The 12732-nt window shown below is 43.4% G+C and carries 12 protein-coding genes; 7 read left to right on the forward strand and 5 right to left on the reverse strand.

Going from position 1 to position 12732, the window contains the following annotated elements; all coding sequences use genetic code 11:
• Positions 1-118 precede the first annotated feature (118 nt).
• On the forward strand, positions 119-886 hold the full coding sequence (locus tag B9T36_RS08965; protein ID WP_086209148.1) for a hypothetical protein: 768 nt from the start codon (positions 119-121) through the stop codon (positions 884-886).
• A gap of 55 nt (positions 887-941) precedes the next feature.
• Here B9T36_RS08965 and B9T36_RS08970 read toward each other — a convergent pair whose 3' ends face one another.
• Positions 942-1592: a response regulator gene (locus B9T36_RS08970; RefSeq protein WP_086209149.1), complete on the reverse strand. Its 651-nt coding sequence runs from the start codon at positions 1590-1592 to the stop codon at positions 942-944.
• A 377-nt stretch (positions 1593-1969) separates the two neighbouring features.
• On the opposite strand from B9T36_RS08970, the gene msuE reads away from it, so the two are divergent.
• From msuE to B9T36_RS08995, 5 genes are all read left to right on the forward strand, one after another.
• The gene (msuE, locus tag B9T36_RS08975) at positions 1970-2698 is read left to right on the forward strand and encodes an FMN reductase (protein WP_086209150.1); all 729 of its coding nucleotides are present in this window, start codon (positions 1970-1972) and stop codon (positions 2696-2698) included.
• A gap of 27 nt (positions 2699-2725) precedes the next feature.
• On the forward strand, positions 2726-3832 hold the full coding sequence (gene sfnG, locus B9T36_RS08980; protein ID WP_086209151.1) for a dimethylsulfone monooxygenase SfnG: 1107 nt from the start codon (positions 2726-2728) through the stop codon (positions 3830-3832).
• Positions 3833-3959: 127 nt separating this feature from the next.
• Positions 3960-4370, forward strand: coding sequence for a DoxX-like family protein (locus B9T36_RS08985; protein WP_086209152.1), 411 nt, complete (start codon positions 3960-3962; stop codon positions 4368-4370).
• The gene (locus B9T36_RS08990) at positions 4367-5200 is read left to right on the forward strand and encodes an SDR family NAD(P)-dependent oxidoreductase (RefSeq protein WP_086209153.1); all 834 of its coding nucleotides are present in this window, start codon (positions 4367-4369) and stop codon (positions 5198-5200) included. Before B9T36_RS08985 ends, B9T36_RS08990 begins: the two co-directional genes overlap by 4 nt.
• 61 nt (positions 5201-5261) lie before the next feature.
• The gene (locus B9T36_RS08995) at positions 5262-5876 is read left to right on the forward strand and encodes a riboflavin synthase subunit alpha (RefSeq protein ID WP_086209154.1); all 615 of its coding nucleotides are present in this window, start codon (positions 5262-5264) and stop codon (positions 5874-5876) included.
• 122 nt (positions 5877-5998) lie between these two features.
• Here the strand turns inward: B9T36_RS08995 and acs are convergent, their stop codons facing one another.
• Positions 5999-7942, reverse strand: a complete 1944-nt coding sequence (acs, locus tag B9T36_RS09000) for an acetate--CoA ligase (protein WP_086209155.1) — start codon at positions 7940-7942, stop codon at positions 5999-6001.
• Between the two features lie 446 nt (positions 7943-8388).
• Here acs and B9T36_RS09005 point away from each other — a divergent pair, with 446 nt between their 5' ends.
• Entirely contained in the window at positions 8389-9360 is a 972-nt protein-coding gene (locus B9T36_RS09005) for a mechanosensitive ion channel family protein (protein WP_086209156.1), read from the forward strand.
• Here B9T36_RS09005 and B9T36_RS09010 read toward each other — a convergent pair.
• The 3 genes from B9T36_RS09010 to B9T36_RS09020 all read right to left on the reverse strand — a co-directional run bounded on the left by B9T36_RS09010 (position 9346) and on the right by B9T36_RS09020 (position 12730).
• Positions 9346-10056 (reverse strand): 16S rRNA (uracil(1498)-N(3))-methyltransferase, encoded by a 711-nt coding sequence (locus B9T36_RS09010; RefSeq protein ID WP_086209157.1) that lies wholly within the window; start codon positions 10054-10056, stop codon positions 9346-9348. The genes B9T36_RS09005 and B9T36_RS09010 overlap by 15 nt on opposite strands.
• Positions 10057-10270: 214 nt before the next feature.
• Positions 10271-11551 carry a 3-deoxy-D-manno-octulosonic acid transferase gene (locus tag B9T36_RS09015; RefSeq protein ID WP_086209158.1) on the reverse strand — a complete coding sequence of 427 codons (1281 nt, stop codon included), beginning with the start codon at positions 11549-11551 and terminating at the stop codon, positions 10271-10273.
• 99 nt (positions 11552-11650) lie between these two features.
• Complete coding sequence (locus B9T36_RS09020) at positions 11651-12730, reverse strand: alkene reductase (RefSeq protein WP_086209197.1); 1080 nt, start codon at positions 12728-12730, stop codon at positions 11651-11653.
• Positions 12731-12732: the final 2 nt, after the last annotated feature.

Raw genomic sequence — 12732 nt, forward strand, 5'->3', positions numbered from 1 at the left:
TATCCATAAGGCATTGGCAGATAACTAGGACTAAGAAAAGATCAGTTTTGTCTAAATGTGTGCCTTCTTTCTTTAGCTCAAGAAACTGATCATCCATATCTCATATTGGAGTTTTACGATGAACATTTCTAAAGCCATGCCACACGGTTCAGATCAGTCACAACAATTCTTACGTCAATATAGTGCCAATGCATTTTTACCAACAATTGACTGGCGTGAACTGTTTAAACAAAGCAAGCTCAGTGAAACCCATGTTCAAGCCTTAGACACCTTGTATCACAGTGCTGTCCCACTTGCATTGCAAGTGTTTGAACAACTCGATTTTGATGTGTTCCAACCAGTAGCCTACCAGCCACAAGGCTTAGGTCTGTTTGAAAAGCTGCAACAACAAGAACAGCAATTACTGCTCGCCTTAGAGGCAGAAAGTAGCGGTTTAAATGAAGATGTGCGTCATCAGATATGGAGTATGTTGCTCCGTGGCGGTGCAGTGCTGGTGTTTAAAGCATGGCTTGGTAAAGTCAAAACCGATCAGGATGAACTCGACACTACCCAGTTTGACCAACTTTCGGATCTACTCTTTATCAAGACCCCACCACAAGTTTTAGCGGAACGCTTAGCTATTAATGCTCAAGGGACTCAAGATCATATTTTCCTGATGTATGACAACGAAGTTTATTTAGACCGTTTCAACAGCCTCGAAACTGCTGCACTTTTTGTCGATCTTGGGGTATATGATGCAGCCTTTTTAAGTCTACGGGATGATCGTGTCGCAGCCTATTTAAAACAATTGGGCTATGTCTCTGAAGAGCAAATTGATGACCTGCAATGTGCTTTAAATCCTCTGTTCTGTACAGATGTTACCAGTAAACAAAATTGCTTGGCTTAAGTCCAAAACATAAAAAAAGCGCTGATGTTTCAGCGCTTTTTTTATCTCAATGATTTTAGATTTTCTTTTCTTCAATATTTAAAGCATTGATCGCCAGCACAGCTTGAGTTCGGTTTTGTACTCCAAGCTTACGGAAAATAGCAGTCACATGTGCTTTAATTGTCGCTTCTGAAACATCAAGTTCATAGGCAATTTGCTTATTCAACAAGCCTTCTGCCACCATCATCAATACACGGAACTGCTGTGGGGTCAAAGACTGAATACGCTCAGCCAAAGCTGTTTCATCCGCTGCACGTGGGTCAAAGTTCATGTTCGCAGGTAAATTTGGTGGTAACCAAATTTCGCCATCTAAGACTTCACGAATGGCTTCGCCAATATGACTTGGGTGTGCTGATTTTGGAATATAGCCCATTGCACCATGTGCAATTGAACGTTGAATAATCGAAGTTTCTTCATGTGCAGAAACCACAATAATCGGCAATGATGGATACTGAGCACGGACATGTACCAATGCTGAAAAGCCTGAAGCACCAGGTAAGTTTAAATCCAATAACACCAAGTCAGGTTCAGGACCTTTTTCAAGGCGTTCATAGAATTCGTTTACTGCAGCTGTCTCATGAATCTGAGCTTGCGGTAAGCTATAACGAACAGCTTGGATCAACGCATGGCGAAACAGCGGATGGTCATCAACGATTAATATATTCATAAGCAACGAGAGATTTCGAGTGCACTAGTCTTGACTATTCTAACCATACAAGTGCCGATAAGGATATGCAAAGTATAACTTTTTTTCACTTTATCACGCTTTATGCACTAAAACGGCAGCAAATTCAGTTCAATCCCACAATATAAATAACTAATCACATTTTGATATAAATTTTATACTCATAATGAAAAACCTTATTTAAACTAAATATATATTTTGATTTCAAATGTTTGAAAAAAAATTGGAGTCCATTTGAAACACAAAAAAGATATATCTTAAAATCTGATAACTTAACGCTATTTCTTTATTTTACAGTCTAAGCCGAGATATTAGATAAATAAGCCCATTCCGAGATACAACATTTTAGGGCTTTTCTTATGTCAACTTTACTGCAAAAACCACTCAATATTGTCGCTGTGTCAGGTGGTTTAAATACCCCGTCTAAAACCGAAGCGCTAGTGCAAGAAATTTTAAATGAACTAGGTGAAGCAACCCCAATCCATGTACATTTTATTAAGTTTAGTGAAATTGGACATTTACTTGGTGGCGCAATTTACCGCAACCAACTGCCACAACGTGTGCAAGATGACTTAGCCGCGGTCGAAGCTGCTGATGCATTGATTGTTGGAACACCAGTTTACCGCGCCTCTTTTACGGGCTTGTTTAAACATTTTTTCGACTTTGTTGAACAAACAGCACTGGTCGATGTACCAGTACTACTTGCCGCATCGGGTGGCAGTGAACGCCATGCACTGGTACTTGAACACCAACTTCGTCCACTCTTCAGTTTCTTCCAAGCGCAAACTTTACCGATTGGCGTCTATGCCACAGACAAAGACTTTACCCCAGCGTATACCATCCAAAGTGAATTATTACGAGATCGGATTACTCTTGCGGTAGCTCGTGCTTTACCCATCCTAGAGTGGGCCCCTGCGAAAGGTCAGCGTGCAGAAGTGGTGAAAGAAAAGACCCAACTAGCCAATCAGAACTTGGGTATCAACACGCAAATTGAACAAGACGATGTACTGCCTTCAGCTGCGGTCCCAAATTTAGATGCAGCTGAGTCTCGCTTGCATCAGAAAAAAGCCAAACCACAAGTCGCTTAACGCAAAAAGCATGGAGAGGGTTTTCACATGTCACAACAGAATAAAAATATTACGTTTGCTTATTGGGTTCCCAATGTCAGCGGTGGCTTAGTGGTAAGTAATATTGAGCAACGCACAGATTGGAGCTATGACTATAACGTCCGTTTAGCGCAGACTGCGGAAAAGAATGGCTTTGACTATGCTCTAACTCAGATTCGTTTTACTGCGGGTTATAACGCAGAAAACCAACATGAATCGGTCAGTTTTAGTCACGGTATTTTAGCCAAAACCAGCAAACTCAAAGTGATTGCAGCCATTTTACCTGGCCCGTGGAAACCCGTGCTTGCCGCAAAACAGCTTGCAACCATCGACCATTTAACTCAAGGACGTATTGCGATTAATGTGGTCAGTGGTTGGTTCCGCGGCGAATTTGATGCCATTGGTGAAGCATGGCCTGAACATGACCAACGCTATGCCCGCTCGGAAGAATTTATTCGTGCATTAAAAGGTGTTTGGACCCAAGACAACTATAGTTTCAATGGAAAATACTACCAGTTCAAAGACTACACCTTATCACCCAAACCTGTGCAGAAGCCACACATTGAAATTTTCCAAGGCGGCAGTTCTCGTGCTGCACGGGATATGGCATCGCGGGTTTCAGACTGGTATTTCACCAATGGCAATACCCCTGAGGAGCTTAAAAAACAGATTGATGATATTCGTGCAAAAGCCCAACAGAATGGCCATCAGGTCAAAATTGGGGTGAATGCTTTTATCATTGCCCGAGATACCGAGGAAGAAGCGCAAAGTGTTCTGCAAGAAATTATTGATAAAGCGAATATTCAAGCGGTTCATGCCTTTGGCGATGCCACCCGTGAGGCGGGTGCTGCAACACTTGAAGGTGAAGGCAATTGGGCCAAATCGACCTTTGAAGATTTAGTTCAATACAATGATGGCTTTAAAACCAATTTGATTGGTACACCAGGCCAAATTGCGGAACGTATTGTGGAATTAAAAGCCGTTGGGGTGGATTTAATCCTTTCAGGTTTTTTACATTTTATCGAAGAGGTTGAATACTTCGGTGCCAAAGTGTTGCCATTGGTTCGTGAGTTGGAAGCTCAACAGCAATCCGTTGAGACTGCCAAATCTGCTTAGCTCGGTAAGCAGCAGACACGAACTAAAAAATAATAATGATAGGTGACTCTATTCTTCCCTCAAGGCTCGGCTTGAGGGTTTTTTTATTGGTGTATAATCCGTACAAAGTAAAAAATAACCCCTTGATATGAACAACAACCCACTCTTGAAATTCATCAATCTCTCTTTGGCCTTTTTATGGGGCTATCAGGGTTTAGTCCCTAAAATCCTCTTTATCAATCCCGATGAAATTGCCATTTGGCAAACTTTTGGGTTTTCCTACGCACAGGCCCAACTGGCAGGTCAGCTCTCAGGTGTGCTTGAGTGTGTTTTTGCTTTATTGTTCCTATTTAATTCAAGTAAATATCTGCATTACCTCAGTATCTTCAGCTTAGTGTTTTTATTCGCACTGGTCGCTTTTCTGATACCAGACAGTCTTGTTCGTGCTTTTAATCCTGTGGTCATGAATATTGCCATGATTAGTTTATCCGTTTGTTATTGTATGCTTCGCAATCAGGAAACGGCTTCCTTTAGTACACAAAATAAAGGATCAATATGACTTCAAAATCAGGTTGCATCGTCATTACAGGCAGTTCTAAAGGTATCGGCTTGGGTTTAGCTCATGCCTTCTTAGAACAACAACAAGCCGTGGTAATATCTAGTCGAAATAGCACAGATTTGCAGCGCACCCTGCAACAGTTGCGACATCGCTTTCCCACTGCGCAGATTCATGCCGTCACGTGTGATGTCACGCAGATCCATGAAGTACAAACGCTTTGGGATGAAGCTGTTCAACAATTTGGCGCTGTTCAGATTTGGATTAATAATGCAGGCAGTTGTACGGCGACTCTGGACTTTAAAGATCTCGCAGCAGCAGACATACAGACGGTGGTTCAAACCAATATTCTCGGCAGTATGTTCGGCTCACAAGTGGCCTTAAACGGCATGCTGGCACAAGGCTATGGTCAAATTTTCAATATGGAAGGTTGGGGTACTCGCGGCGAGTGGAGTGCAGGCATGACGACCTATGCTACCACCAAACGTGCCGTAGGGTACTTTAGTCAAGCCCTGTTTAAAGAAACCAAACAGACCCACATTCAAGTCGGCACACTCAGCCCCGGAATGGTAGCAACCGACCTACTGGTATCCTCATGGCAAAATGGCAATGTGCAGCACTGGAACAAAATGAAAAGGCTATTCTTTTTTATTATTGATCCACCTGAAGTGGTCTGTCACTATTTGGCTCAACGCATTTTAGAGAATAAGCGTCGCCATAGTCGCATCGTATGGATGACGCCATTACGTCTGTTGCTCCGATTTTTGCGGCCCTATTATTGGCGACGGAATCCCATCAAAGATACAGCTTTAGCGCATCTCCACTCAAAATAATGCCACATCAAGTGATAGATCATTTACATTAAACATAAACCCCGAATTAGGAAGACTTCTGATGTACACAGGTATCGTACAAGGCTTAGAGAAAATCTTAGATGTCCGTCAAGGTGATGGCTTTAGCACCCTTGTGGTTTCAAATACCCACAACTTTTTTCACGATGTCTTCATCGGTGCAAGTGTAGCCATTAACGGCACCTGCTTAACTGCGACGCATATTGATCTTGCCGCCAATCAAGTCCATTTTGATGTCTCGGATTTGACTCGACGCCTGACCACTTTAGGGACTTTACAGGCAGGAGATGAGGTCAATATCGAACGTTCAGCCAAAGTTGGGATGGAAAATGGGGGGCACAACTTGTATGGACATATCGAAGGAACAGCCACAGTCAAGCAACTGAGCCGTCACGGCGAGACCTTACATGTGGATCTCCACATTCCAGAAGGCAATATCAAATACTTTTTCTTAAAAGGCTTTATTGGTCTGAATGGTTGTAGCCTCACCGTCAACCGTGTTGATCGTAACAGCCATGAAATTTCAGTTGATTTGATTCCTGAAACCTTACGTTTAACCACGTGGGCATCGGTAAAAGTGGGTGATGCGGTCAATTATGAAATTGATCAAATGACACGGACGATGGTCGATACTTTAGAGAATATCCATCAGCGTTAAGATCGCTCTTCTATCTAATTCGACTGCATCCTATATACATGTTTGTAGCGCAATCCAGACCTGTTGTTGCTTATGCTTAAATAAAAATACCGTCTGCTTAAGACGGTATTTTTAGGCCGATTTTAGCCGTTTGGATATACTTCTTTAATCAACACCTCGACCACTTGTGGTTCAGCCAGCGTCGATGTATCGCCCAAACTATCCAACTCGTTCGCCGCAATTTTTCTTAAAATACGTCGCATAATTTTGCCTGAACGTGTTTTGGGTAAAGACGGCGCCCAATGTAAGGCATCTGGGGTCGCCACTGGACCGAGTACCTTTCTCACCCATTGAATCAGCTCTGCACGGAGTTCTTCCGTTTGTGCTGTGCCTGCTTGTAAAGTGACAAAGGAACAAATTCCCTGTCCTTTGATGTCATGCGGCATTCCTACCACCGCGGCCTCAGCCACCGCCTCATGTGCCACTAAAGCACTTTCCACTTCAGCCGTACCCAAGCGATGCCCTGACACATTCAGCACATCATCCACCCGTCCTGTGATCCAGTAGTAACCATCTTTATCACGGCGTGCGCCATCACCCGTGAAATATGTGCCTGGATAGGTTGCAAAATACGCTTCGATAAACCGCTCAGGGTCCCCCCAAATGGTTCGCATTTGTCCCGGCCATGAATCCTTAATCACCAGATTGCCTTCAGCCTCACCTTCTAACTCGTTGCCTTCAGCATCGACCAAAGCGGGTTGAATCCCAAATAAAGGACGCGTTGCAGACCCCGGTTTGAGTGGGGTCGCACCCGGAAGTGGAGAAATCAAAATCCCGCCTGTCTCGGTTTGCCACCATGTATCGACCACTGGGCAACGGCTTTCTCCCACTACCGTATAGTACCAATTCCATGCTTCTGGGTTGATCGGCTCTCCAACGGAACCAATTAAACGTAAACTGCTACGATCGCTCTCACGGACAAAGGCATCCCCTTCACGCATCATGGCACGGATCGCTGTCGGTGCCGTGTATAAAATTGTCACATTGTGCTTATCCACAATATGCCCTGTACGTGCCCACGTTGGGTATTGTGGAATTCCTTCAAACATCACCGTTGTCGTTCCATTCGACAAGGGTCCATACAGCACATAAGAGTGCCCCGTAATCCAGCCCACATCGGCGGTACACCAAAACACATCATCTTGTTTTAAGTCGAATACTTCACGGAAGGTGCTATTCACATAGGTTAAATAACCCCCTGTGGTATGCAGTACGCCTTTCGGTTTACCCGTTGAACCTGAGGTATATAAAATAAACAGTGGATCTTCTGCATTCATCGGTTCAGGTGGACAGATCTCGTTGACGGTCATGATTTCCATGTGATACCACAAATCACGTCCTTCTTTCAGCGTGATCGGATTACCTGTCCGATGTACCACAATCACGTTTTGTACCGAGTCTGTACCGGGTAGATTCAATGCCGCATCTACATTTTCTTTCAGCGGAATCGGTTTACCCCCGCGCATTCCAGAGTCTGCGGTAATCACAATTTTAGCTTGGCTGTCATCAATTCGGCTCGCCAATGAGTCAGGCGAAAAGCCACCAAACACCACACAATGCACGGCACCGATTCGGGCACAGGCCAACATCGAAATGGCTGCTTCTGAAATCATCGGCATATACAGCACCACACGATCGCCTTTTACCACACCATGCTTTTTCAGGACATTGGCGAAACGACATACTTCATCATACAGTTCAGTATAGGAAATAATCTTATGGCGTGAAGGATGGTCACCTTCCCAAATAATCGCAGGTTTATACGGATGCTCTTTTAAATGTCGATCAAGACAGTTGGCGCTTAAGTTCAGTTGACCATCTGCAAACCATTCAATTTTAAAATTGTCTTTATCATAACTGGTGTTTTTAACTTGACTAAACGGCTTGATCCAATCCAGCTTCAAAGCTTGTTCAGCCCAATATTCATCAGGTTGTTCTAGTGATTTTTGATAACGCTCAAAATATTCTTGCTCATTGGTGCGTGCAGTTTTTTCAAATTCAGCAGGTACAGGATAGACTTCTTTCATATCATACTTCCTTATATTCTGGCTCTCATCGCGAGAGCTTATGCCACAGTTATTGGTTTTTTATTGGACTGCATAACCACAGTATGACGATTGTTTTTTAAACAGATCAACACGGCTTTGGTCGTATATTATTTCTACAATTTAAAACACATTTTATAGTGATCTTTCAATGAGTTCCTGTGTCAAATCCGTAACATGAACAGCCCAAGAGGCTGTAAATAGGTGCGATCTGATCTTTTTTTAGTATATTGTTACATTTAAGCGTTCTATGGCCGATATAGCAGCACTAAGCACACCTTAATCCAAAATTTAACCGAGCTAAAAATGAAGAGAATGGTTGATTTAGCATTGTCATCAGCCAATGCGCCAATCTCATACGTTTTTCTCTATTAAATACACACAATTTTCAGGCAAAATATGCCAAATTTTCAGTGATTGGAAGACCAGTGTCAGAACAAACCAATACTTTGAGCGAGGTTGCTCAAGGTACGTCAGAGATGCTACATGACGCGACAGCGAAAACCACGCAAAGCGTAATCGCACATACTGCAAAATATAATGATGCCTATTCGACGATTGACAAATTTGTCGATAGTTTTTGGGAACGTATGCCTTATTTTTGTATTGCGCTGATTACGTTTATCATTTTTTATCTACTCTCTAAGCTGTTCAAACTGTTTGTTCGTAAAGCACTGTCTGATCGCTCCTATACCAAGCAGAATCTTGTTCTAGTCCTAAACCGTGTCGGCAGTTCAGCCATCATCTTTATTGGTTTTCTGATTGCCATGGTGATTGCAATTCCTGGTTTCACACCCGGTCAGCTGATGAGTGCTTTAGGGATTGGCTCAGTTGCCATTGGTTTTGCTTTTAAAGATATCTTCCAAAATTTGCTTTCGGGAATTCTCATTTTATTGAGTGAACCCTTTAAAATAGGTGATGACATCATCGTCTCGGGTATGGAAGGCAATGTTGAGGATATTCAAATTCGTGCCACTTACTTACGCGCCCCAGATGGTCGTCGTATTGTGATCCCAAATGCAACTGTGTATACCAGCGCTGTTACGGTCAACACTGCCTATCCACGTCGTCGCTGTGAGTTCTTGGTCGGTATTGGTTATGAAGATGATATCAAAAAAGCCAAAGATATTATTTTAGGCATTTTAGACCGAGATACGACTATTTTAAGTCAGCCGGGTTTTAGTGTGAACGTCGCTGCACTTGCAGATTTTTCGGTGAATCTCAAAGTTCAATGGTGGGTTAACACCACAGAAACCACGGTATCTGGCTCAATCAGTGCTGTACAAGAATATGTGGTGGAAGCTTTTGCTGAACATGATATTTCTATCCCATACCCTGTTCAAGAAGTTCGCGTAGCGAAGAATGACAGCTATCCAATGGATGCTTCAACCGCCAAATAAACGCCCTAAGACATAAGGGATCACGGTTTCAGTCCGAATAATACGGTTGCCTAAGCTCATCGCTTGGCAGCCGTTTTTTACCAGTAATTCAACTTCGTAAGGTATAAATCCACCTTCAGGCCCAATCACAATTGTACAAGGATGTTGAATTGCACTCGGCATTTTGGCCTCGCTGTAGGGATGTGCAACATAGGCAGGACAATCGGCCGAAATCAGACTTGGCAATTGATCTTCAACAAAAGGCTTAAAGCGTTTATAAATTTCAATTTTCGGCGCAACCGTATCACCGGCCTGCTCTAACCCCAAAGTCACATATTGATCCAACTGTTGTAAAAATGGGGTTTGCCAATAACTTTTATCGACCCGATAGCTGTGCAGCAAAATAATTTTCTCAACCCCTAAAGTCACCGCATCCATAATCAAACGACGTAGAACTTTAGGGCGTGGCATCGCCACAATTAACGTGACAGGTAGTTTGGCAGGTACAGACTCTTCATGTAAGGGTTTTATACGTACAGCTGTTTCGGAAACATCAACCACTTGCGTAAGATAACGCTTTCCGTTTTGTATCCCGACTTTTAAAGTATCGCCGACTTTAAGCTCTAAATGACGATGTAAATGTTCAAGCTGACGCTTGGCACTAATGGACCAGAGTTCAGATTCAGTTTGGCGCGGGTCTAAGAGAACGATATTCATAATAAATAGAAAGAATCCAAACAGTGAAGGCCTAATCAGCACATGCCATCGTGAACGGCGACAAGGATGTCGCCCGCTGTGCTGAGGTACAGGATGTACCTTCAGCACAGCAAAAGATTTTTGCTACTTTTCATCTTTGAAAAGTAGGAGCCACTTACGCAAAGCCATCCATAAAATCTACAGTATTTATAGTAATGACAAACTCACTCAAATTTTATAAATAAGCATCAATCACTTGAATATGCTTTTTCAAAGAACCCGTATTCAACTGCATAATCTTTTGTGCAGATTGATTCAGTGTATTCGCTTGCTCAATATCCTCTAACAGTGTCATCAACACTGCGGCAGCCTGTTCAGCATCATCAACAACTTTCACTGCATCGGCTTGTACAAACTCATCAACAATACTTTGGAAATTAAAATAGTTTTTGCCCAAAACTGTTGGCACATTTAACGCAATCGGCTCTAAAATATTATGCCCACCCCCGGGTTCATTCAGCGAGCCACCGACAAAACAGGTATTCGATAAGGCATACCATAACCACATCTCTCCCATTGAATCGGCTAAATAGACTTGAGTTTTTGCTTCTATTCTTTGTCCCGTACTTCTGCGAGTGGTGTTTAAATTTAAACTTTGCGTGACATTAAAGACCTCATCAAAACGCTCTGGATGACGCGGTACCACAATACACAACAGTTCAGGCTGTGCATCCAAATATGGCTTAAACGCACTTAACAATTTTTGTTCTTCAGGTGCATGAGTACTGGCCATAGTGATGATCTTACGTCCAGCCAATGACCATTCTTGCCTGAGCTGAGCCGCCTGTTTAACAAATGATTCAGGCGCATGAATATCAAACTTAATACTCCCCACCACCTGCGTCTTTGACTGAACTGCACCGAGCCGGATAAAGCGCTCCGCAGTTGCACGATCTTGTGCCAAGAGCTGATCTAGTCCGTGTAACATTGGTTGCGTCAGGCTAGATACTTTGGCATAGCCTTTGGCTGATTTTTCAGAAAGACGAGCATTCATCAAAATACATGGCACCTGACTCTGCCCCGCTTGGGCAATTAAATTTGGCCACAGTTCCGTCTCCACCAAAGCCAAGAGTTTAGGCTGATACAATGCAAAGAACTGACGAACTAAGGGCTTTTGATCTGCAGGTAAATATACCGCTTGGAACAGGTCTAAATAAGGTGCTTTTAAAAAGAGTGATTTAGCCCGTGCCTGACCCGTTTTGGTGGTATTGGTCACCAAGACTGGATGACCCGCTTTTAAGTAATGCTCGATGAGAGGCTGCGCTGCATTGGTTTCACCCACCGACACCACATGGAACCAAATCGCTTGGCGATTTTTAACGGGTTGAAACGGCCCGAAACGTTCGAGACATTCTTGGTGAAATTGTTCTGTACTCTCTGCACGTTTTTTTATTTTAGACTTATACAGCGGTTTGATCAGCGCAAGTGCTGCGTTATACCAAAAAGGAGTAGCCAAATACGTGCTCCAAAAATCAATGCAAAAATAAAACAGCGCAACTCATGCCATGAAATGAATTGCGCTGTTATCTTGTCGCGAATTTAACGGAAAAGCAATTTAAACCGCAGCAGTTTCCATTTCAGCTAAAGTCGGATAGTCCACATAGCCTGCCGCGACATCCGTTCCAATCATATTTTCCAGTTTCAGTTCATTCAGTGGCGCATCTTGCAGTAGACGCTCATACAGGTCTGGATTGGCAATATAGTCTTTACCCCAAGACACTGCATCCGCTTGACCCGATGCCAACAGATCAACCGCATCTTCACGGCTTAAACGCATATTGGCAATCAATGGTACACCACCCGAACGTTGTTTGAGGTACGTACTGATACTGTCATCAGCCAAATATTCACGGGTAAAGAAGAACGCAATCTGACGTTGACCCAGTTGCTCCAGTGCATAACCAAAGGTTTCACGTGGATCATCATCACCCATGTCATGCTCATCACCACGTGGAGCGAGATGCACCCCAACACGACCTGCACCCCAGACTTCAATCAATGCATCCACCACTTCAAGCAACAAACGCGCACGATTTTCTACACTGCCACCATATTGATCTTTACGTAGATTGGTTGAGCTTTGTAAAAACTGATCAATCAAATAACCATTGGCCGCATGCAGTTCCACACCATCAAAGCCCGCCGCTTTAGCATAAACCGCTGCTTGCTTGTACTGATCAACAATGCTTTGAATTTCAGCAATCTCTAATGCACGAGGAACCACATATTCACGTTTTGGACGTAATAAACTGACATAGCCCTTTTGTTGTACGCTACTTGCAGAAACTGGGGTTTCGCCATCCAATAAATCAGGGTGCGATACACGACCGACATGCCACAACTGCGCCACAATTAAGCCCGCTTTGTCATGTACCGCTTGAGTCACCTGTTTCCAGCCTTCAACTTGCGCTTCATTAAATAGCCCCGGTGTATTCAAATAGCCATTGGCTTCTTCCGAAATCACGGTCGCTTCAGAAATAATCAAACCTGCACTTGCACGCTGTGCATAATACTCTGCCATCATAGCTGTGGGCACACGGTCTGCTGTTGCACGACTACGCGTTAATGGAGCCATAATGACGCGGTTTTTTAAGTGTAAATCACCCAAAGTTAAAGGAGTATTCAGTTCAGCCATAG

Origin of the sequence: Acinetobacter sp. ANC 4204 (assembly GCF_002135205.1) — a bacterium.
In the GTDB taxonomy this organism is placed as follows: Bacteria; Pseudomonadota; Gammaproteobacteria; order Pseudomonadales; family Moraxellaceae; genus Acinetobacter.

Excerpts from the sequence above, each read along its gene's own strand:
- B9T36_RS08965 (WP_086209148.1), top strand. The coding sequence starts at position 119 with ATGAACATTTCTAAAGCCATGCCACACGGTTCAGATCAGTCACAACAA.
- B9T36_RS08970 (WP_086209149.1), bottom strand. The coding sequence starts at position 1,592 with ATGAATATATTAATCGTTGATGACCATCCGCTGTTTCGCCATGCGTTG.
- msuE (WP_086209150.1), top strand. The coding sequence starts at position 1,970 with ATGTCAACTTTACTGCAAAAACCACTCAATATTGTCGCTGTGTCAGGT.
- sfnG (WP_086209151.1), top strand. The coding sequence starts at position 2,726 with ATGTCACAACAGAATAAAAATATTACGTTTGCTTATTGGGTTCCCAAT.
- B9T36_RS08985 (WP_086209152.1), top strand. The coding sequence starts at position 3,960 with ATGAACAACAACCCACTCTTGAAATTCATCAATCTCTCTTTGGCCTTT.
- B9T36_RS08990 (WP_086209153.1), top strand. The coding sequence starts at position 4,367 with ATGACTTCAAAATCAGGTTGCATCGTCATTACAGGCAGTTCTAAAGGT.
- B9T36_RS08995 (WP_086209154.1), top strand. The coding sequence starts at position 5,262 with ATGTACACAGGTATCGTACAAGGCTTAGAGAAAATCTTAGATGTCCGT.
- acs (WP_086209155.1), bottom strand. The coding sequence starts at position 7,942 with ATGAAAGAAGTCTATCCTGTACCTGCTGAATTTGAAAAAACTGCACGC.
- B9T36_RS09010 (WP_086209157.1), bottom strand. The coding sequence starts at position 10,056 with ATGAATATCGTTCTCTTAGACCCGCGCCAAACTGAATCTGAACTCTGG.
- B9T36_RS09020 (WP_086209197.1), bottom strand. The coding sequence starts at position 12,730 with ATGGCTGAACTGAATACTCCTTTAACTTTGGGTGATTTACACTTAAAA.